This is a genomic window from Corynebacterium matruchotii (assembly GCF_011612265.2).
Classification (GTDB): domain Bacteria; phylum Actinomycetota; class Actinomycetes; order Mycobacteriales; family Mycobacteriaceae; genus Corynebacterium; species Corynebacterium matruchotii.
The window spans coordinates 1532049-1553520 of record NZ_CP050134.2; the positions used below are offsets into that span (position 1 = coordinate 1532049).

At 56.4% G+C, this 21472-nt stretch carries 7 protein-coding genes; all 7 read right to left on the reverse strand.

The annotated features are described in order from the left end of the window. Positions 1-84: 84 nt before the first annotated feature. On the reverse strand, positions 85-1806 hold the full coding sequence (locus tag HBA49_RS06925) for a hypothetical protein (RefSeq protein WP_040432234.1): 1722 nt from the start codon (positions 1804-1806) through the stop codon (positions 85-87). A gap of 36 nt (positions 1807-1842) precedes the next feature. Further along, on the reverse strand, positions 1843-4581 hold the full coding sequence (locus tag HBA49_RS06930; RefSeq protein WP_005527108.1) for a hypothetical protein: 2739 nt from the start codon (positions 4579-4581) through the stop codon (positions 1843-1845). Positions 4582-4649: 68 nt separating this feature from the next. Then, positions 4650-7946, reverse strand: coding sequence for a hypothetical protein (locus HBA49_RS06935; protein ID WP_005526968.1), 3297 nt, complete (start codon positions 7944-7946; stop codon positions 4650-4652). Positions 7947-7985: 39 nt separating this feature from the next. Further along, entirely contained in the window at positions 7986-10703 is a 2718-nt protein-coding gene (locus HBA49_RS06940) for a hypothetical protein (protein WP_005527385.1), read from the reverse strand. Positions 10704-10758: 55 nt separating this feature from the next. Beyond that, positions 10759-15513: a hypothetical protein gene (locus HBA49_RS06945; RefSeq protein ID WP_005527004.1), complete on the reverse strand. Its 4755-nt coding sequence runs from the start codon at positions 15511-15513 to the stop codon at positions 10759-10761. Positions 15514-15725: 212 nt separating this feature from the next. After that, positions 15726-20471: a hypothetical protein gene (locus HBA49_RS06950; RefSeq protein WP_005527351.1), complete on the reverse strand. Its 4746-nt coding sequence runs from the start codon at positions 20469-20471 to the stop codon at positions 15726-15728. Between the two features lie 14 nt (positions 20472-20485). Continuing rightward, positions 20486-21352 (reverse strand): DUF4132 domain-containing protein, encoded by an 867-nt coding sequence (locus tag HBA49_RS06955; RefSeq protein ID WP_040432237.1) that lies wholly within the window; start codon positions 21350-21352, stop codon positions 20486-20488. Between the last annotated feature and the right edge of the window lie 120 nt (positions 21353-21472).

The window sequence follows — 21472 nt, forward strand, 5'->3', positions numbered from 1 at the left end:
CGTAACCCGCACATCGGACACGCTTATATATGTTATCGAAAACCTGTACCCATTGAGGTCAAGCATCCAGCACAATAGCATCGTTTAACCGAATCGTTTTTCGATATCTTTTATTATGTTGCGGATGATTGTCCCCCAATGACCTTCCCTTTCACTGTACCCTACGGCGGATTCACGCACGACAGCTCGGTTTTCGGTAAACAACCGTTCGATTTCCCGCATCTTTACCACCACCTTGGCAATATCGGGGCCACACGAATTAGCATAATCAGCATCTTCGAGTAACCTAGCAGCTTTACGTTTTGATACCTTAATATAGGCGGCCAGTTCGATCACCGGGTCAAAGGCAAAAATCTGATTCATGGCTTGGGCATTGATGAGCCAAAGTTCGGGGTGGGCTAAGTCAGCAATCCGACTTCCGAACGAGCCAATGTAGGAGAACAAATACACCTGACGGTTTTCGTACACCCGATCAAGAAAAGCTGCCGCTAGTTGCCTAACTGGCTCATTAGCGAGAAATAGGTCTATGTGTGAAATAATGTCGGTAACGCTGAGCTCACGAATAGCTTTGGCGCGGAGATACGGGTCTGCAGCCACCCCCGCTAAATTGGTATAGTGATCTCGATACCAACCATCCCACCACCACCCAAGATCGTCGGGTTTTTCCCAGGTCACACCAGCATCAGCAAGTGCGTTAAGAAGATCTGGGCTATTGATACATCGGAATTTGTGTTTTATGGCGGGGAGCACTACACCATCAAGTTCGTCCTTGGCCCGGTAGATGGCATCAATAAGCCACGGTTGGGTGTATACCACACCAGGTGCAGTAATAAGTTGACAGATCCAGTGGGCGAACGCACGGTTGTCACTGGTAAGTTCCCGCCACGCCTCGGTATCCACCAAGAGCTCGTGATAGAATTCCAGCGACATGTAGACAGGCCGAACAGCAAGAAGATGGTCCTGCCGCTCACGGTCAGCCTGCACTATGCGCCGCAGTGATGATTCCACCCTAGTGAAGAACTCCGGCTCTGCTGTAGTAAACCCTTTCGAATAAATGATATCGGCGAGCAGACGATCAATGATGTCAGCTGGCTTGAGCCCCAATGGCCTACCCAGACGATGCAAGATAATCACAGCGGCCTTATCGAGTATCCCACCGGCTTGTGCTTGGGCAACAATGAGCTTGTACGCATAATCGAAGGCTGCTTGGGGTTCGAGCGATCGCTCCACGATGTCTACTTCGTCCCGCAAAACGCGAGAGGTCATTGCCCGCCATGAGACAAATTCAAATAGTAGTTCTTGGTATTCGGGCGAGCCGATGGGGAGATCGTATTGGGATATTACCTTAACGATTTGTTTCAGGTAGTGGGTTAAAAACCCGGCGCGACCAGCCATCGCGAGGTGGCGGGCCAGTTCGGTAATAAACGCCGGTACGCAGTGTGGTGCCTCCTCCTCCAGTTTAGCGATCACCGGTTTCATCCGGTTTTTCACCCTGGTTGGTTTGCTGGCTACGGCGCCTTGTGCTCGACTGAGTTCGCCCAGGTAGGGTAGGGCAACCGTCAAATCGTCTGGGCGATGAATAGCCACCCAGTCGATGAATCCCATGGGTTGTGTTGCTGCCGTCCTCCCCACCTGCCTGGTGGTGGCCGGTGTCAGGCCAACTGTCTCCAGGACAGTTTCCGTCACATGCAATAGTTTTGTTGGTACGAGCCGCACCACAGTGATGTCGCCGATCGTGAATCGGGCTGCGTGTACTTCGGCATCGCTTGCCGACGCCGTCGGGGAAGCAAGTGTGTCAATGTTCATGGTGCCTACTGTAACGACGAGGGCGGACACGATTGGTTACATAGGGTTGTCTGATTTCTCAAGGTGATCTAGTACGCACAGCTTATCTGCCACAACACGTTGACGTGGATCATCCGGTGGGAACATGTGGGCCATGCGGCGCAGAAGCACACGGTATTCCGCCGCTTTGTCCGGGGTGTCAGGAAGCCGATCCGTTAAGGTCTCCCCCACTTTTATCCGGGAGCATAGCGGCATGAGCTGGGCGTATTCGTCATCGCTGAGATGGAGTTGTGGTGTGCCGTAGTTTTTAGCCCAACGGCCTGCCACTATGTCGGGCAAGCTGTAGGCGCGAAGAAGCCCCATGGTGATGTCGGAGGTGAGCTGGTCTTCGGCGATGATTCGCAACCTGCGCGGCATGCCCTGCGGGTGTGTGGGGGTGATACCGAGCAGCACATAGTAGATGGCCGCCGGGGTGAGGGTGGTGGCGTCGACAAGCAGCGCCGCAATGGTTTCAATGGGAAGGTTGCCCGGGAAAATGCTTTGCTGTTTCCACCGTTTGGCCAGGTTAATCGGTATTTCACCGAGGCGACTGATGACGACTGTGTAGGTCATATCCAACCATAAAAAGAGATCTTCTGGTTCATAGTTACTGCGAGCAAGGTCCTGGGTGAAGGTAATGCCGAACGTCTTGAGGTTGGTGTGGTCGGGATGGATAAGCATGTCGATTATGACGTGTTTGCCCTCACGGCGAGATTCGACGACCCAGGCGCCGTGGTGCCAACCGGGAGAAAGCTCAACGTGGTAAGGCACCGTGTGGTACAGCCAATCCGAGGCATAAATGCCCGCAAGGGCACCGGCTGCAAGGAATTTGCAGACTGTTTCCGCGAGTTGCGGGTTGACGAAGGGGCGTTGTAATAGTTGTCGGATTATGGCGTCACATCCGATGGCCTGCACCCACAGGTTGTTGGTGATGGGGATGCGTGGCGGCGGGCCGGATTGTTGGGGGTGCGCCAGTTCGTCGGCAAGCTGCGTGAATTGCGCCGCTATGTCGGCGGCGGTGAGGTTCAGATCGGGGTGGTATCCGCTGAGTTCGTATAGGTATGCGGCGGCCGGCTCGGTAAGCACGGTGAAGGGATTATCGAGGCTGCGGAGATACGTGGTGGTCTTGGTTGCCCAGTGGTCGATGTCGTCAAGGTTGGACATGACCTCGGAGAGTTCGGGGATAAAAATCCCAAGATCATAGGGGAAGCCTTCCCCGAAGGCAGCGTAGGCGTCGTTCAGCGACGTAACAGCCTCATTCTCGTAACAGTAACCCACTAGATCGTAGAATGAAACATGTGAGGCAAACAGTTGATATATTCGAACTAGGTTGCGGGTTCTTGTGTGATATTTCCATAATTCAATGGAGCCGATACTCACGGAAAGCGCTTGTTCAAAACAGCGAGCAACGGTGCTTCCAAATGCTGTCCCAGGCGTCTCAATCAATTTCTTGTGCGCCATGTCATCGACTACTTCATGTTCACGAATGACGGGTAGATTGTCCTCAATGTCTGCAACATCAAGGTGATGTTCGAGAATGTAATGATGGTCGTTCCTCATTAATGCCGACAAGTTGCTGCGCTCCACCCCCATATCCTCGTAGTTTTTACTATCAAACCAGCACTCCCACATCCACGCATCTCCCGAAACATCGTACTCATCTACCCCGCCAATAGCGACGAGTGCGTTAGTAACGTCCAGGGGGCAGTATCGGAGTTTCTTATCCGGCACATCCAGGCACCCCCATGCACGCCTGACCTGGTGGATGGCGTCAATGAGCCACTTTCGGGGCGGGAAGGGAATGGGGTGATCCACGATGATGTCGAAGATGAGATCCTTGAGCCATGCGGCGAATTCCCACTTGTTTTTTGCCAGTTCGTCCCAGGCCTCGGTGCCTTCTAATAGGTCATGGTAGCGGTCCAGGGTCATAAATTCTGGGCGAACATCAAGAAGTTTTTCCTGATAATCAGGGCGGGAACGAACCAACGCCCGTAACGATCGGCCGACCATAGCAAAAAATGTTTCCGGGGCGGCACGAAAGCCGGTTGTGTCGAAGACCGCCGTTACCACCGCGGCATCCACCCGATCGGTGTCGAGCCCCACCGTGGCGCCAAGTTGCCGAGCCTGGTCTACAAGATCCGGCTGCATGGTAATGCCCGACCGGGAGGCCAAAGCAACGAGCCGCACATGGTAGTGGAATGCTTGTTCTGGTGTGAAATGTTGGGCTGCGGTAGCAGCTTCCGCCCGCACATGGTCGATGTTCAGGGCGTTCCATGCAGCGAATTCCCGAAACACGGCCAGCCGGCGTTCGGGGTCAAGCAGCAGATTATGGTGGCGCGCTATCCACAGGATTTGGTCGAGGTAGGCGGTCAAGAAATCGGACCGACCGGCCTCCATATAGTAACGTGCCAACTCCCGCACAACGCTTATAGCCCGGCGCGGCCTGGTCGCAGCCAACTGGTTGATTACTTTGACCATGCGGGTTTTCACCAGGTGCGGTCGGGTGTGGACCATGCCACGTGCCCACCCCAGTATTGGCAGTGTGCAGGTGTCGCGTGGTGTGGTCCAGCCGATCACCTGGGTGTGGGTGCGACGCAGCCCGCTTGTCGCTGCCCGAATCGTTGCCACGGGGAGGGTATCTGTGGGCGTCAGTTCAACGATGGTGATGCCGTCGCCGCTGAACCGTGCGGCCTGCACCTTGACGCGGTTGGATGGCTCGGTGGGGGTTTCCAGAGTAGTGAGCGGGCGGATATCCATGGTTGTCCACCATAGTTTCCTTGTCGGACATGTATGCCCGCCCTCAAACCCATGTTCGAAAGGATGTACTATTGCTGTTGGTGGAGATCCCAGGCTCGGTGGAACAAAACCGGCAAGGGCACCAGGGGTGGGCAGCCCCGCACCACCGGCTGGGGTTTCGGGGTGTTCCAGATCAGGTAGAGCGGGGTTTTCGCTTCTTCCATGAGGGGCATGAGTTTTGTTTTTGGAAGCCAGTCGCCGGGGAGGAATCGGGTGCGCCCGGCGCGTCGATTCTCCTGCACTACCAATCCTCGTTCCACGAGGGGTGTTGCGGCGTTGGTGAGTTGTTTGGGTTTCCACCCGTTCCAAGCGCGCACGTTTTTGTCGGTGGGGTTGGGGAGTGCGGCGATTTGCAGGAAATACCTGGCGCTGTCTTGCGGGATGCCGAGCGTGCCTACGACCTGGGTGACCAGTTCGGGTGCGCTCACGCATGGATCATATGGGTTTCCGGCAGCGGCGGCTTCCTGGTGGGGTGCCTGTTGCAGGTCGGCGATGAGTTCGTCCATGTGCCCCTCGGTCAGTGCTCGAATAGTTTGCCAGTCCAGCAATTTCGGGGAGTTTCCGGGCTGTAGTTCGCCCAGGTTTCCGGTGAAGAGCATTCGCCAGTGGCCCTCCCCTGCCTGACGGATGGCGAGGTCTTTCAGCCGGAGCAGTTGGTCTGCGACCGCAGCCCGGCGCGGGTCGGTGCGGGGAAACAGGTGGGCCATGGCGATGAGAATGACGAGGTATTGGCTCATGACTGAGGAGACGTCATAAAATTTGTCTGTGAGGGTGTTGGCCACCCGGACGTATGGTTCTTTGAGTTCCAGTGGGATGAGCTGGGCGTATTCCTCGTCGGTGAGGTGGAGTTGGGGGGCACCGTAATAGCTATCCCAGTAGTCGCCGATGGCGGCGAAATCGAGGCCGGTTTCCATAAGGTTGTTGGTGGTTCCAGCATCGAGGATGTCTCGCACCATGCCGGGCGCGTAGAGTTGTGGGGTTGCGTTGTCGTTCATGACCCCGGAAAGTACGGCGTGGGCAGCGTCGGGGGTGAGGGTGGTGTAGCCTGCGAGTCGGTCAACCCCTTCGGCCAGCGTGAGGCCACCTGGCAGCATGGGGGTGGCGGCTTGATGGATGGTGTCGAGTTGTTCTAGCTGGTGAAGGAATTGTTCGCCGGTGAGGCTGCGGGGTGGTTCATCAACGAGGCGGAGGGCGCCGAGGTTGGTGTGGTCGGGGTGGACGAGCATGTGGGTGGTGCGGCGGTGTGAGGCGCAGCGGGATTCCAAAACCCAGGCACCATGGTGCCATCCGACGAGGAGTGCTTGTTCGTCGGTTTCTCGGACTTCGGTGCGGTAGCACCAGCCGCTGCCGTAGACACCCGCGTGGGTGGCAGCGATGAGGAAGTCGCGGATTTCTGCTGCTAATTCGGGGTTGATGTGTGGTCGGGCGAGCAGTGCGGTGAGGGTTTGTTCGTGGCCGATGCCGCGAACCCAAGCGTTCACGAAGGTGCCGGCTTTGGGTGATTGGGCGAATTGTTGGGGACGAGCAAGCCGGTCGGCAAGGTCGGTGATTTGGTTGATGATGGATTTGGCGGTGGGGTTGCCGCGGGTTTGTTCTAGCTCGTAGAGGTATCGGGCAGCAGGGTCGGTGAGGGTACCAATGGTAGAGGTGGTGCCGCGGATTTCTTGGTTGAGTTTCGTGAACCAGTTGTGGGTTTCGTGAATGTTGGCCACAATGAGGGCCATGGTGGGGTCGAGGTGGTCGAGGGCCAGCAGATCGGCGGCTTCCTGCCTGGATGGGACGTGGTTGGTGCGGTAGTGGGTTTGATCGGTTTGGTAGCTGATCGTGTTGATGAGTTCGGTCACTGGGTCGAAGTCCATGATGCGGTCGATTGCTTCGGGGTTGAGCTGCCGACATCGCGAGTTGGTGAGGCTAAGAATTTTCTTTTCGTAATACCAGTCGACTGCACCTAGGTTTTGGGTGGTGTCCCGGCGGTGGTCGGCGAAGCGGTCGAGGGCGACGGCCGCAAGTTCCCCAGCCGCTTTATAGCGGAGGAATAGCTCACTTCGGTCGATAATGTGCATGACGTCGAGGGCGTTGCTGACGCTGCGGCGCAGGTGTGGATCGGCCGCGATGGCGGGCAGGTCGCCTTCGATTTCGTCGAGTTCCCGACACCACCGGGTCCATAAAGCACCGTATAGGGTTGTGGGCCCGTCGGGATTGTCCCAGGTAGCGCCGGCGTCGACAAGCGCGTCAATGATATTGAGCGAACCATAGCCCAGTTTTTTCGCGGGTAGTGTCATGCCGTCGAAGCCGCCTCGGGCCTGTTTGATGGCGTCAATAACCCAGGCGCGTGTGCGCGGGCTGGGGCTGGTGAAATGGTTGAGTAACCATTCCGCAAGTCGGCGTGGGTTATGGGTGAGTTCCTGCCAGGCTTCGGTGGTGCAGAGCACTTCGTAGCAGGCATCGGTTTCCCAACCCCAGGGCTGGGCGGCAATGAGTTGTTCTTGGCATTCGCGGTTTTCTCGAATGAATTTTCGGATTGATTGGGCGTTTTCGGTTTCTCGGAAATGGCCGATGGCTTGTGGCAATAGTTTTTGCACACTAAAGACTGCTTTCAGCATGATGTTGTCGACGCTGTCACCGTTGAGTTCCTTGCTGTACCCCAGCCGCCACCGGATGTCGTACAGAACATTATCATGGCGTGTTGCTGCGGTGATGATTTGCGCCAGGTAGTCGATTATTTGCTGCGGGGTGCAGCCTTGTGCTACAAGGTTTTCCGCTTCCATCCACATGATGTTCCCGGTCACGACTTTTTTACAGCCGGCGAATTCCACGAAGTATGTCATTCGCTGGTCGTAGTCGATGGGAAGGTTATGGGTTTTTTCCAGCTTGTGGATGAGGTTTAGGTATGGTTTAACGAAGCTGCTTTTCTTTTCTGCCGCAAAATAGTGCGCGAGTTCCATGATGAAGGCAGGGGCGCAGTGGGGTGCGACCACGATAATGTCGTCGATGGATTTTTGTAGGCGGATTTTTACTTTGACCGGGTTGGTGATCACATTGTGTTCCGCCCAGCTGAGTTCCCGCAGGTATTTGAGCATGTTGGGCATGTTTTGCGGGTGGTTGATGGCAACCCAGTGGATAAATCCGACCGGTTGTGGTGGCGCCCAACCGACGGGCCGGTACGTGGTGCGGTGCAGGCCGCGCATGCCCATGAGGCTATCGGTGACTGCCTGTAGTGGCTTCGGCACGAGTTCCACAATGGTGGTGGTGCCGTTGGTGAATCGGGTTGCGTTAATAGTGTGTGCGCTTGTCGGCGACGAAACGGTGAGCGGGGTAATGTTCATGCCCCCACCTTAGCTATGGGGGTGGACGTGTTTGGCCGATTACTGTGGTTTGCAGTGTTCTTGGACGCGCCGGGCTGCTTGGACCACGCTGGTGCAGAGATCGTCATCGGGGTCGAGACCTAACAGGTTCGCGGCAACCTGGTGTGGGTTGCCCGCGGAAAGGCTGTCGAGTAATTGTTGGGCTTGTTCCTTGGTGATGGCCCGAAGGACCTCGCTGGCTTTGGGGCTGCGGATGGTGAGGTTACGCCAGGCATTCCAGGGCAGGTCATGGAAGAAATGGCGGTTTCCCCATTTGTCATAGGTGGGGTTGGCGATCATGGCGAGTTCGCTGGTACCTGGTCTAAGGAGTTGCCCGTCCTCGGTGTAAAGGTAGGTGACACCGTGAAGGTGCAGGTAGCCGACCGTTCCCACGGGTGATGTGTGAGGAATGCCGTCGGCGTCGATGAGTGGATAGGTGCCATCAAGAGGCTTGAGTATTGCGCACAATAGGAGTGGGTCGTGTGGTTCCTGCCGGAAGAATAGTTGCGGGTGGTGGGGGCGGTAGTCGCGGCCCATGATGCAGGTTGGAAGTTGAGTACTGCGCCCCCAGTCAATGGGTGTGGCGGTGGTGCGTTCCAGGCTGCGCAGCGCCTCGGGTTGTGATGCGCCCAGTTCCCTGCCGGTTTCGGGGTTTACTTGCCTGATCGCATAGGTTTCTGACCAGGGGTCTTTGCGGAGGACGGTATGCCAGGTGTGGCCGTCGTTGTCGCCGAATGCGTTGCCTTCGGGCATGGTGATTTCCGTCCCCGGCACGTCTGTGGCGGTGGCGTCCGCGTGGCGGGCTATTCCGCCGCCGTAAAGCCTACCGGCGGGGATGGGCAGCGTATTGGTGGAGAGTTCGTAGTGGCCGTGCCGCCACTGGTGAAGGTTGAGCGGTTGCGGCACCCCGGTGGCCCATTCGGCGTTGAAGCCGATAGTGCCGGCCACGTATCGGATGGTGAGGATGTTTTCGCCCACGGCGATCTGCCCGGCGTCGCTGTTGGTGTCGACGTGATCGTGTTCGGATATGGTGGTGTCGTTTTCGATGTAGGCGATTCGGTCCGGGGTGGCGACGATGACGCCGGGGTAGGATTCCCACAGTGTGATGTCGGGTCGCTTGTCGACGCCCGCCCAGCGGTTTTCCAGTTCCGGCCAGGTGTATTCGGTGAGCAGGCCGGCGTGGAGGTTGGCCGCCAGTATGGTGGCCGGGCTGATGTCGAAGTGGTGGGTGATGGCGGCGCGGGTGGTGGGGCTGAGGGTTTGTGGCGGTATCCCACCCACAAGTTTTCGAAAGTTCGTTCGTCCAATGAGAGGGTGGTTGGCGCGGGCGAGTTCGTCCAGGGCGGCTTGGGTGAGGGCGTCGAAAAGCCCGGTGCCACCGCAGGCCACCAAGGTTGGGACCGCGTGGTGGGGAATGTCGGCGAGGGAGAAATCCCCCAGGGTGGCGGCGAGTAGCTCAGCATCAGCGCACAGGTCGCTGAGGTCTAAAACACTGGCATGGCAGTGGTGCAGTCGCTGAAGCACCCGGCGCCACTGGTTAGCCTCCCCCACGGGTTGTTGGGTGGGTTTCTTGTCCCAGGTCGCGCCCGCGGCGGTGAGGGTGGCGAGGATTTCCAGGGGGATTTTTGCTATGTTCGCGGGGATGTGTTGCCCGTGCACGAGGTCGGCCTTGTCGCGGATGCCGCGGATGATGGGGGTCAGGTCGCCGCCACCGCGGCGGGGTGTGTATGGTTCCAGGCAGATGATGTTCGCTAGCCAGGCCACGAAAACCCGCTGTTCGGATGCGATGATGTCGACGACCCCCAGGTCGGAGATCATGGTGAACCACTCCCCCGGGTCGCTGCCGTACCGGTTGATCTGTGTGGTGCTGTGGGCGAAAAGCCGGGCGTACAGTTCGGGTTTCCGGGTTGCTGCCGGCCGGATATGCTCGGCTAATTCCTTATAGAATTGCCAGGGCACCGTCTTGAGGGCGGGGCTGCCGGCGATACCCTCTACCAGGTGCACGCCGCTATCGGCGGCGCTGTGGCCGGCTGCTTTGCCTAGTCGGATGACGTCGCGCAACATTCCGGTATACACCTGCCCGCCAGCGCGAATCTGGTTGATGCACAACGACAGGAAATACTTGTAGGCTTCTTGCGGGTTGGCACACTGACTGCTGGCGGCCCGAGCCTCATGAGTCATGTCGGCCGCACCGATGATGCCGAGGGCGGCGAATTCGGCAGCCGCGGCCCGGTGCCGCCACGAATCCACCGGCAGATCGTATGTGCGTTCGAATTCGCGGGCTTTGGCGAAGGCGCGTTTCGCCGCGGCCTGCTTGCTGCCGGCGGCGAAGATGCGGGCCAGTTCTTCCATGAGGGTGGGGACGAAATGCGGCACCGAATCGCCCAGATCGGCAATAATCGTGGCGAATTTCTTCTCAATCTTCGCCACCTTCGGCATGGTGTTCCGCGCCCACTCCAAGTCCGACACCAGCCGTAACGCCTGGCGGGTGTCGGCGGGGTGGGTAGAAATCACCCAGGCGGGAAACCCCACGGACCGCGTCGTGGTGTGCCCCACTTCCCTGCTCCGCGTCGGCACCAACCCCAGGACCTGCAAAGTCGCCTCCTCCGCCGGGATGAGGGTCTCGGGCACCAACCGGACCACCACCACGCCAGAGCCGGCATCGGTGTTGGTGAAGGTGACGGCGTGCAGGGTGGTGGATTCCGGTTCCGGGGGCTCGACGAGTGTGCGTATGGTCATGGCATCAGTCAAGCATGGTGGTCGGACATGCTTAGCGAATCATTATTATCCCAGGTTATCGCCGGTATTTTTTGGTGGTGAGGGCATCAAAACTGGGGCGATCCCCAGACAACCACCGACCCCACACCGTAGGAAATAGTTGGTCAAACGGCTCAGTAGGCGGACACCACCGCACCGTACTCTCACACCGCTCCCGATACCGAATCAAATAAAAATTACTCTTCCACGCCTCAACCGGCATACTCCCCGACTGAGCCTCCCACCAAGCACCAGGCAGAAACACAGTCCGACCAGCCCCAGTACGCTTCCCCTCAACCACAAGATCATGGGCAACAAGTTCAGCGCGGGCCTCATCAAACTGTTTCTTCTTCCACCCATTCCAAGCCTTCACATTAGAGTCAGTAGGATCAACCAACGCAAGCAATTGAAGAAAATACACAGCAGCCGACTCAGAAAGCCCAAGCTCCCGACACACCTCAGCCACAACACCAGGCGCAGAAACCCGCGGATCACGATAACAACCAACAGGCCGAGACTTCGTCTCATCCCCCAGGTCGGCAATGATCCTATCGAAATACCCCTCCGTCAAACCCCGGAATGCATCAAAATTACAGCCCCGGTAGTACATAGCATCCCGGTCATCTTTCACACCACTAATGTCACCAGTAAGTGGAAGAGTGGTGAAATGTTGTGCCACAGCTTTATCGGTGGTGGTTTTCAGCATGGTGAGCTGGTGTGCCAGGAACGAACACACTTCCCTGGCCTCCGCATCATCAGCAAAACCCTGCGCCGGCAAATTGATAGCTAGATCCAAAGCAATAGAAGCAGCCATGCCGCTGTCCCAACCTGAAAAATGGGGGTTAGGTTCGAGCCGACAGATCAACTGGAAAAGAACACGGATTTGTACTTCAGGAGCCTGCCACTGTTTGGCAAAATATTTCTCCATAAGCTGATCAGGAACAATCACGTCACAGTCGGGAATACTCGCAACAAAAGCATCAATAAGCACGGGGTTATTATCGAACGCAGCGATGGTAAGAAGTTCTTCATCAATATAACCCACCTGACTGCAAAGTTCTATGGCTGCCTGGGTAGATTTTTCAGTGAATTTAAGTTTTCGGCTGATAGTTTCCTTCCGTTTTCTTTCAGCATCCCAACGCTCCTCATGGTCGGCGTGACAGCTACAGAAGGCGGCAATGTCAACTCCCCCCACCCTCGTGAAAGACGCGTAAGTACCACCGACGATCAACATGATTGCAGCAGTCTCGGTGAGGAAGGTTCGTGTCGTAAGGGCGTCGATAAGCGGCCGCATGCGCGACAACCACTCACCAGGATCAATATCACCCATGCGTTCTAACTTATCGGCCCAAACACGCATTTCCTCGGCGCTCATGCCCGGCTCAACACCAAGATCATAGGCGGTTTTCGCCACACCAAAAGTAGGGGCTCCACATACAGTTTCAGGAAACTCATTCCCGGCCACGATCAGACGATAATTGTTACGGTACAACCGATCAAGGACAACGACCTGGGTGTTGGCATCGGTGAAGCTCAGGCCGACCCTGGCATCATCGGGTTCTGCGGACATGCGGGACCAGTCGACCCACACCTGCCGCCACGTACGGTTATCGATCTTGGCATCGGCAAGCTCCCGCAGCAACGCGGCAGCCTCCATGCGGGCAGCCGGCGAAGTAAATGGCGCCATAGCCCAAGAAACGAGAGCTTTTTCTCGACCAACAAAAACGAACCAAGTCCAGGAATATGATCGTCTAACACCATTCTTAATGTAAAAAACATCAATGGCACCATCAATCACTTCCTTAAGTTGCTGTACTTTCGCTATCACCGCGTAGGTAGAGCATGCCGAATGGTCAGGATAAAAATTTTTCCGCGTTGCAGTGGAATGATGAGTCGCAACAGCCCCATGCTCATGCTGCCCTCGTACTTGGTCAAGCACCTCCGTAAGTTTGTCAACACTAGCTTGTGCAGATAGGGCGAGCTGCACCACACTCACACACAACTCCCGATCATCGGTGCCCAACAGGTCGGCAGCAGCCTTCATGGCGGCGGACCCCGACTGACAATTGAAAGATAAAGGTGCATACATGCACTTCCCATCAGGAATATTGTTTTCCCGGTCCACAGTGGTATCACTCTTACCAGTCTCCGGTTCCAGGGCAGCCAGCAGCGGAGCAACATCAGCGGGCTGCACGGCACGCAACCTGCGGGAGGCCTCCTCATCGCGTAGGGTGAGATTCCCCCAAGCAACCCACGGCAGCTGATACATCCAATGGGGTTCCCCACGATCATCCAGTATGGTTGCAAGTTCACCGTGGACAGCGGAAACCCCAGGCAGATACAAGACTGTACCGAACTCCTCAACACCTACCAGTCGGGTGACACCACCAAAAGTAGTTACGCCACACACCGGCGTGTCATGAAGATAACGGGTGCCATCCCCTGCGACCAGAGAGTAATCTTGCTTCTCGTCCTTAGTACGACCCGCAACGCAACAAAACTCACCGGTATCGATGACGGGAATGATTTTTGCTCGGGCAGCATCATTATCAACCGGGGCGGGAAGAAACGTGGTCCACGCCCAGTCAATGGTGATGTCGGCGGTCTCGGCAAGATCGACCACCTGCTGAGGCGGTTGATTCATAGTGTAAATACCGGTAATTGGGTCATACTGAAAAATAGTGTTACGCCACTCGTCACCATAACCCTCATCACCGGAGCACCATATGGTACCAGCATTGTCACCATACACAACACTAATTGTGCGATTAAACTCGCGGTCAGTGGGACGCAAGAGGATATCGCCAACCACCCGCCCATCAGGAGTCGCTAAGGAACTATACCGCGGCTTAGGCTTATCAAAAAGATAAGATTCACCACTAATTAATAGTGAAACACTATACCCATCATCCCATGTTGCTGCCACGTCATAAACACCAGAACAGCTGAACGCCAACACCTGGTCACCAACCGCATCGGAGACGGCAACCATATCGAACGGGACGTATGGGGTGCTGATCTTCGTATCGAGGAGGGTGGTGTCCCCAGCAACCACCACAACCTTAGTGCCACAGAACGCCACAACACCGGGATAAGATTCCGTAATCTGCAGCCTAGGACCAATACCACGTTCCGGAGAAAGTTCACCACGCATAGCATGAATATGACGCTCCAACTCCGGCCAAGTAAGCTCAGTAATCAGTCCATGAGCAAGATTAGTGGCAAGCATCGTGGCAGCATCCACATTCGCCTTCTTAACCAAACGCTCCAAATTCCCAAGCGGTAACTTAGCCTCAGCCGCAAGCGTAAAACTGGTAACAAACCGGTCAATAACAGAAAACAGCGCAGTATTCAGGTGCTGACACTCATTATTTAAAAACTCATCGTATAATAGCCCAGCACCAGCCCGAGCAATGGCATCCTTGTCTTCCATGAGTTTTTCTAGCGTCCAACCGCACAAAATATGCGCCCTTATCTGCGGAACCTTTAAACAATACAAAGCTTCTCTATACTGGGGATGCCAACAATATAAAACTCTATAAAAGAATGAGTTCAATTGGTCGTTTTCTTTGGGTGAAGCATTATCTAGACGCCATTGGACACCAGCAACGGTCAATGCCCCGATGAACTCCAAGGGAAGATCAAGGTAGGTCTCATTCAATTCGATAGCAGAAATCACATCCTTATTCGATACGATGAGGTTGAACAGGCTGAAACTATCATTGGACCTACCCACCAAAGCATCAAGAACGTTCAGCAGCCAACGCCGAAAATGCATTGGATCTTCTTGCAGGATGGTAGGTCCGCCAATGGAAATAAAATCCGTCACCCATTCCTCTAACTGATAAGGGCTACGCCACGAGCGACAATCACTTGGTGGGGCAAAAAAGAGTTGCGTTATGGCATAAGGCCGATGGTCGAGCAGACCAACCATGCGTTTACTCAAAGCTTTGGCGAAACCAGCAGGGGCACGCCGCATTCCGCTTAATCCACAAATGTTATCGAGGAGTTCCTCACCAACCTGTTGCGGAGTACGACCAGTGGGTTTCGCCACCCTGATGAGATCCCGGGGTAAACCAACATAGGGAGGAATACCAACACCCACCTGGTTGGTAATAATCTCAAGGAAATACTGGTAGGCATCCTCCGGGTCGGAGAAGCGCTGTATGCAACTAGTGGCCTCAAAAACCATTTCTTTCGGAGAAACAATGCCGCGGCGGGTGAATTCGGTAAATACTTGACGATGCCTATCAGGATCAATCGGTAAACCATAAGTACGCTCAAATTTGCGAGCCTTGTTAAAAGCACGCATGGCAAGTTTCTGGAATCCCGAATCATCGAAAATACGGGCAAGCTCCTCCAACAGAGTGGGAACGAAATGCGGGGCGGCCGTGCTGAGCATTTTGGTAAGCTCCTGGAACCTATCCCGCACTTTTTTCGTTTGAAATTTGACTACCTTTTTCGCCCACTCAATATCAGCAACCAGGTTGAGGGCATGTTCGGTATTGTCCTGGTCGATCATGATCGGCCAGGTGGGGAAACCAATGGCACGAGATCGGCCTCGACCTACCGGCCGAGGGGCAGGCTGAGGGTCCAGGCCAAACCGACCCATGATGAGGGTTTCGGTGGACAATAAGGTTTCTGGGATGAGTTTCACCACAGGAACCTCACCAATCATGGCGGTCAGTGCAACAACCGGCACAATATCCGCCGGTACGGCCGTATCATCGTGGGAGCCGGGGAATGTGAGCGGCAGCACGCCGCCCGATGCCACAATGCGTACGGGATTCATGCGTTCCATCCTAGAAGCTTATTCAACCTCTAGGAAAACCCATGCACCCTAACGAATGACAAATCAGAAAGAATGTACCACCTAGTTTCCTTTCCTCACTTCCAGAAAAGAGTCATATACGTTAATGCCGTGGAGAGCCAAAACACATTTTCCCAGCAACTAAATAAATATTCTCCTTACAATGATTCTTCATAGACGAATTCACCCCCAGGTTATCGCCGGTATTTCTTGGTAATAAGGGCATCAAAACTTGGGCGATCACCAGACAACCACCGACCCCACACGGTAGGAAATAGTTGGTCGAACGGCTCAGTAGGTGGACACCACCGCACCGTGCTCTCACACCGCTCCCGATACCGAATCAGGTAAAAGTTACTCTTCCACGCCTCAACCGGCATACTCCCCGACTGGGCCTCCCACCACGCACCAGGCAAAAACACAGTTCGGCCAGCCCCAGTACGCTTACCCTCAACCACAAGGTCGCGGGCAACAAGTTCGGCACGGGCCTCATCAAGCTGTTTCTTCTTCCACCCATTCCAAGCCTTCACATTAGAGTCAGTAGGATCAACCAGAGCAAGCAACTGAAGAAAATACACAGCAGCCGGCTCGGTGAGCCCAAGCTCCTGACACACCTCAGCAACAACAGCAGGCGCAGAAACCCGCGGATCACGATAACAACCGGCAGGCCGAGACTTCGTCTCATCCTCCAGGTCGGCAATGACCTTATCGAAATGCCCCTCCGACAAACCCCGGAACGCATCAAAATTATGGCTCCAGTAATGACCGTCTTTGATGTGGTTGATGTCACCGGTGAGTGGCAGGGAGGTGTGGTTGCCAGAAATATTTGTATTCGTAGCGGTTTTCAGCATGGTGAGTTGGTGCGCCAGGAACGAACACACTTTCCTGGCCTCCGCATCATCGGCAAAACCCTGCGCCGGCAGGTTTGTGGCAAGATCCAATGCGATGGATGCGATCATGCCGCCGTTCCACCCGGAGAATTGAGGTTTAGGTTTCAATGGGCAGAGCAACTGGAAGAGGATGTGATTTTTTTCGTCGGGCGCAGCCCACTGTCCGGCAAGGTATTTTTCCATGAGTTGGTCGGGAATGACCAGTTCGCAGGCGGGGAAGCTGGCCACGAAAGCGTCGACAAGCGTGGTGTTATTGTCGAATGCAGCGGTGGCGAGTAGTGCCCGGCTCATCGGGTCCACCCTGGTGAGAAGTGTCGTAGCGGCCAGGGTGCTTTTGCGGGTGAGCTTGAGTTTTCGGCGGATAGTTTTCGCCCGTTCCTCCTCAGCAGCCCGGAGAGCATCGCCACCGGCACGACGGAAGGCCGCAATGGCGAGTTCGCGGGGCAGAAGCGTCCCAAAACCACCAGCGAGCAGCATGATTGCAGCAGTCTTGGTGAGGAAGGTTCGGGCCGTGAGGGCGTCAATAAGCGGCCGCATGCGCGACAACCACTCACCAGGATCAATGTCACCCATGCGTTCTAACTTGTCGGCCCAAACACGCATTTCCTTGGCGCTCATGCCCGGCTCGACACCAAGATCGTGGGCGGTTTTCGCTGCGCCCAAGGCAGAAGCGTCGCACACGGTTTCGGGAAACTTATCCCCGGCCACGAGCAGACGATGCTTGATGCCCCTCTTGACGTCGTACAGCGTGTCAAGGACGATAGCCTGCGTGTCGGCATCAGCAAAGAGTAGGCCGGTGTGGACCTCACCGAGTTTCTTGGACATGCAGTACCAGTCAATGAGCACTTGCCGCCACGTGTGGTTGTCGATCTTGGCATCGGCAAGCTTGCGCAGCAGCGCGGCAGCCTCCATGCGGGCTGCCGGTGGAGTGAGCAACCCCATGGCCCAGGAAACCAGGGCTTTTTCCTGACCCGCGAACGAAAGCCAACCCCACGAATCGTCCTTGTCAATATGCGAGGCATCACGTTTCCCGTCGATCACTTCCTGAAGCTGCTGCACTTTCGCCACGACCGCGTAGGCGGAGCGCGCCGGCCGATCAGCGTGAGCGGCATTCGGCGCCGGGGTTTCTTGCGTGGCAGCGGAGTTTCGGGCTGCGATCGTCTCACGTTTGTGCTGCACCCGCGCACGGTTGCAAACATTCGTGAGCTTACGGACGCTAGCCCGCACGGACAGGGCGAGCTGCACCACGCTGACGCACAGCTCCCGATCATCGGTGCCCAACAGGTCGGCGGCTGCCTGCATGGCGGCGGAGCCCGACTGGCAGTTCGGGGACAGTGCGGAATACACACGTTCCCCGGAGGTATCACGCCCCTGATTTCTGGTGGTGGTGCTGCGCTTGCCGGAATCCGGCTTCAGGGCTGCCAGCAGCGGGGCAACGTCGACAGGCTGTATGGCACGCAACCTGCGGGAGGCTTCCTCGTCACGTAGAGTAAGATTCCCCCAGGCAACCCACGGCAATTGGTACATCCAGTGGGGTTCCCCACGGTCATCCCGAGTGGTTGCAAGTGTGCCATAGTCGACGGAAACCCCGGGCAGGTACAGAACCGTGCCGGACTCCTCGACGCCTACCAGGCAGGTGACACCACCAAAAGTAGTTGCGCCGCACACCCGCATGTCATGAAGATAACGGGTGCCATCCCCTGTGACCAGCGCATAGTCCCGGTTCTCGTCTTTGGTGTAGCCCACGACACAGCAGAACTCGCCGGTATCGGTGGTGGGAATGATTTTTGCTCGGGCGGCATCGTTATCAACCGGAGTAGGAAGAAACGTGGTCCTCGACCAGTCAATGATAATACCAGCAGCCTCAGCAAGATCGACCACCCGTTGGGGTTGTTGGTCCCTCGTGTGCGTATCGGTGGCTGGATCGTATACACGCCACTCGTAGCCGTGGCTGTAGTCACCACCGCGATACCACATGTTGCCGGCATTGTCGCCGTACACGGCGTCGTCGATGCGGTTCAGCTCGCGGCTCGTGGCGCGCAGGATAATGTCACCGACCAACCGACCATCGGGAATCGCAAGGGAGCTATGCCGTGGCCAGAAAACACTGTAACTATAGGATTGGCCGCTCAGTAGCAGCGAAGCATCCTCGCCATCATTCCATGTTGCCGAGATTTTATCACCACCGGAATAGCCAAGCGCTAACACCCGGGTGCCGTCCACATCGGGGACGGAAATCATATCGAATGGGGTGTGCTTGGTGCTAATCCTCGTATTGAGGAGAGTGGTGTCCCCGGCGACTGCCACAACCTTAGTGCCACAAAACGCCACAACACCGGGATAGGATTCCGTAATCTGAAGCCTGGGACCAATACCACGTTCCGGGGATAACTCGTCACGCATAGCATGAATGTGCCGCTCCAACTCCGGCCAGGTGAGCTCGGTAATGAGTCCATGGGCAAGATTAGTGGCAAGCACCGTGGCAGCATCCACATTCGCCTTCTCAACCAAACGCTCCAAATTCCCAAGCGGTAACTTAGCCTTGACCGCACGCGTCAAGCTTGTGATAAACCGGTCAATGGTGGGCAGTGGTGCGGCGCGCAAATGACGGCATTCATCATGTAATAGTTCCTCGTACAGCAGGATATCATTCACCTGGGCAACGGCATCACCATGCTCCATAAATCGCTCCAATGTCCAGCCACACAGAATATACGTTTTTATCTGCGGGTTCTCCAGGCAATGGGTCAGGTTTTTATGCCGGTGGTCCCGGTAATATTGGATTCGATCAAGGAAGGACTCCAGCTGGTTGTTTTCCTCATATGAAACATTATCGAGGTGCCACTGGGCGCCGGCAACAATCAACGCCTCGATAAGCTCCAGGGGAAGGCCAAGATGGGTCTCATCCAGTTCGATGCCGGAAATCGTCTCGCTATTCGACACGATGAGGTCGACCAGGCTGGGGCTGTAATCGGGTCTGCCCACCAAGGTATCGAGAACGGTCAGGAACCAACGCCGGAAATGCGCTGGGTTTTCCTTCAGAATGTTCGGTCCGCCGATGGTGATAAAGACAGTGGTCCAGTCTTCTAATTTGTGGTTGCCGGACCACGGATAATAGTCAGTTGGCGGGGTGGAAATAAGCTGCATCACGGCGTCGGGCCGGTGATCAAGCAGTCCGGGCATATGCTTGTCCAGGGCCTTCACGAAGCCAACGGGGACACGACGCATGCCGCTTAATTCGGAAATACTGTCAAGCAGTTCCTTGCCGGCCTGCTGCGGGGTACGGCCGGTGGGTTTCGCCACCCGCAAGAAATCGCGGGGAAGACCAGCGTAGGGGGCGCTGCCGGCACTCACCTGGTCAGTGATGAGCCCAAGGAAATACTGGTAGGCGGCCTCTGGGTCAGAGATGCGCCGCATGCAGCTGGTGACTTCGAAACCCATTTCCTTAGCAGAGATAAGACCACGGCGGGCGAATTCGGTCAGAGCATGCCGGTGCCGGTCAAGGTCAACCGGCAAATTGTACGTGCGTTCGAATTCGCGGGCCTTGCCGAAGGCACGCACGGCGAGTTTCGGGGATCCCGAATCGTCGAAAATGCGGGCGAGTTCCTCCAACAGGGTCGGGACGAAATGCGGGGCGGCCGTACTGAGCATTTGGGCAAGCTCCTGGAATCTGTCCCACACCTTTTGGTCTTGGGATTTCGCCACCTTTTTCGCCCATTCAATGTCGGCAACCAGGTTAAGGGCGTGTTCGGCGTTGTCTGGGTCAGTCATGATCGACCAGGCGGGGAAACCAATGGCGCGGGGCCGGCTGCGACCCACCTGGCGGGGCTGAGGCTGGGGCTTCAGACCGAGTCGGCCCATGATAAAGGTTTCGGCGGTCAGAAGAGTTTCGGGGATGAGCCGCACCACGGGGACGCCATTCACCAAGGCGGCAAGCGCAACAACCGGCACAATATTCGCTGGCACAGCCGTATCAGCCGTATCATCGTGGGAGCCGGGGAGCACGAGCGGCAGCATACCGCCCGATGCCACAATGTGTGTGGGATTCATGTATTTTCTTCTCCTTATGACGGTTCTTCGGCGGATTCCACGGTACGGCCGGCATACACGAATTCGGCCATGCGAATGCCCTCGGACCAGGTGATTGGCCCCACCTTCTCCAGTGGGAGCGACCGCCCATCCTGGTAGAACGACAGCTCCCCAATAGTTCCGTCCTCCCAGGGATTCCAGGCGTCAATATCGAGGCTGATACGCACCTCAACGCCGTCTTCCACCACAATGAGCGAGACTTCCTGCATGGTGGTGGTAAACCCGCCGCCGCGGCTCCGGCCGATCAGTACCTGGGCTTTTTCATACCTGCCATCGGAGTAGGCGCGCACAGCCTGCTGGCGGCCAACAGCATCGTCGGGTTTCACATAAATATCCCGGAATAGCTGATCCACCCCCTGCGACACCCCAAGTTCGGCGGCGAACTCCCGCCAGTCGGCAATATCCGCAATGATGGCGGGGTGCGGGATGGTGATGGAGCCGGACTCGTCGACGGGCACGGTAATCTCTTCCCCATCGAGATCGGCCAGGTGCAGGTGGCCGTCGGACACGTCCCGGAGCAGGCCCGTATCACCGGTAGCGGTCACGCACACCACAAGGTTTTCGAAGCAGGCGCGCCACAGGGGGTCGGGCCACACCTCGCTCACCACCAGCACCGGCACCGGAAGTCCCTTGAGGAACCATTCGCTCACCTGGCGCAAACATTCTTTTTGGTGTTGTTCCAGGTAAATGCGGCAGTTATTGAGCTGCTCGTATTCGGGGGTTTTCTTCGCCTTCGCCGGGACGGTTTTCAGCACCCGCCCTTTAGCGTTTTTGGCAGTAATCGTGGTGCCATCGAGGGCGAGTTGGTAGTCGCCGGCGGCAATCCAGTGCAGGTCAGTCATGGGCCATAATCCTTCAACACTACATATAAACAAATTATTATTGATTGCGGTGAGGTGAGGCCACCACACCGTCAAACAGGGAGATAACCAGCGCTGCGTGGTTGAATGTGATCGAACGCA

Bases quoted from the DNA above. Each gene is read 5' to 3' on its own strand.
- HBA49_RS06955 (WP_040432237.1), bottom strand. From the start codon at position 21,352: ATGACTGACCTGCACTGGATTGCCGCCGGCGACTACCAACTCGCCCTC.
- HBA49_RS06945 (WP_005527004.1), bottom strand. From the start codon at position 15,513: ATGAATCCCGTACGCATTGTGGCATCGGGCGGCGTGCTGCCGCTCACA.
- HBA49_RS06925 (WP_040432234.1), bottom strand. From the start codon at position 1,806: ATGAACATTGACACACTTGCTTCCCCGACGGCGTCGGCAAGCGATGCC.
- HBA49_RS06940 (WP_005527385.1), bottom strand. From the start codon at position 10,703: ATGACCATACGCACACTCGTCGAGCCCCCGGAACCGGAATCCACCACC.
- HBA49_RS06930 (WP_005527108.1), bottom strand. From the start codon at position 4,581: ATGGATATCCGCCCGCTCACTACTCTGGAAACCCCCACCGAGCCATCC.
- HBA49_RS06950 (WP_005527351.1), bottom strand. From the start codon at position 20,471: ATGAATCCCACACACATTGTGGCATCGGGCGGTATGCTGCCGCTCGTG.
- HBA49_RS06935 (WP_005526968.1), bottom strand. From the start codon at position 7,946: ATGAACATTACCCCGCTCACCGTTTCGTCGCCGACAAGCGCACACACT.